The sequence below is a fragment of the Blastococcus sp. KM273129 genome (assembly GCF_021698995.1).
In the GTDB taxonomy this organism is placed as follows: Bacteria; Actinomycetota; Actinomycetes; order Mycobacteriales; family Geodermatophilaceae; genus Blastococcus.
On record NZ_SSXB01000146.1, the window covers coordinates 1 to 1,579 of the forward strand.

Here is a 1,579-nt window from a genome sequence, read left to right on the forward strand (position 1 = left end):
GGAGATCAAGCGCTGCCTCAAGCGCTACATCGCCCGCGAGCTCTACCGACGCCTCGAATCACCACCCGCAGCGGCTTGACCCGGCATAGGAGCGTCCTGTCCACCGCCGGTCCGGCGGGCTCTCCGTGCCGGTGAGGTGACCGTTCCCAGGACCGGACCGGTGTGCGCAGGAGCGAGCGGAGCCGACCCGCGGAGCGTCGAGCCGCGTGTGCACCCGGCTCGCCCCTCCCAGCAGCGGCCACGGGTGCGGCCCGGTGCGACCCCGCCGCCGGTCCGGTGGCGGACGGTGGCCGCGCGCGTGCACACCGGCTCGACGAGGGAGGCCCGGCGACACGCCGTCGTCCGCGACACGCCCGACACGCGCCCCGGCCGCGGATCTTTCTGCTCACCCGCGCCGACCGCGCCTGGATCACGGGATAAGACATTTCCGGCGCGAGTCGTCACAGCCAGTGGTGCAGATGTGACCAACGGGTCGCCGGAGCCTGGTGCGATCCGGGTCCACCGACACGCCGACCCGGAGAGGGTGCTTGTAGCGCCTTCCGACGCGCACCTAACTTCATCCCCGTCGACCTGGTTGACATAACTGTAAGGCTGAACTCGAGGTTGAGGGAAGACGGTAGGAGCGCCGCATGACACCTCCGCACAACTATCTAGCGGTCATCAAGGTCGTCGGCATCGGCGGCGGCGGGGTGAACGCGGTCAACCGCATGATCGAAGTCGGCCTCAAGGGGGTCGAGTTCATCGCGATCAACACCGACGCGCAGGCGCTGCTGATGAGCGACGCCGACGTCAAGCTCGACGTCGGCCGCGAGCTCACCCGCGGGCTCGGCGCCGGTGCGCAGCCCGACGTCGGCCGGCAGGCCGCCGAGGACCACCGCGAGGAGATCGAGGAGGTGCTCAAGGGCGCCGACATGGTCTTCGTCACCGCGGGCGAGGGTGGCGGGACCGGCACCGGTGGGGCGCCCGTCGTGGCCTCGATCGCCCGCAAGCTCGGGGCGCTGACCATCGGTGTCGTCACGCGGCCGTTCGCCTTCGAGGGCAAACGGCGGGCGGTGCAGGCCGAGTCGGGCATCGAGGAGCTGCGCAACGAGTGCGACACGCTCATCGTGATCCCGAACGACCGCCTGCTGCAGCTCGGCGACCGGAACGTCAGCGTCATGGACGCCTTCCGCACCGCCGACCAGGTGCTGCTCTCCGGTGTCCAGGGCATCACCGACCTGATCACCACGCCCGGCCTGATCAACCTGGACTTCGCCGACGTCAAGTCGGTCATGTCCGGGGCGGGCTCGGCGCTGATGGGCATCGGCAGCGCCCGCGGTGACAACCGCGCGCTGCTGGCCGCCGAGCAGGCGATCGCCAGCCCGCTGCTGGAGGCCTCGATGGAGGGGGCCCACGGCGTGCTGCTGTCGATCTCCGGCGGGTCGGACCTCGGCCTGTTCGAGATCAACGAGGCCGCCTCGCTGGTGTCGGACGCCGCGCACCCCGACGCCAACATCATCTTCGGCGCCGTCATCGACGACGCCCTCGGTGACGAGGTGCGGGTCACCGTGATCGCCGCGGGCTTCGACGGCGGGCGGCC

1 protein-coding gene is annotated in these 1,579 nt (G+C 70.9%); it reads left to right on the top strand.

What is annotated here, in order from left to right; all coding sequences use genetic code 11:
* Positions 1-629: 629 nt before the first annotated feature.
* Positions 630-1,579, top strand: a 950-nt coding sequence (ftsZ, locus tag E9565_RS21610; RefSeq protein WP_236833573.1) for a cell division protein FtsZ, incomplete at its 3' end; no start/stop codon positions are given.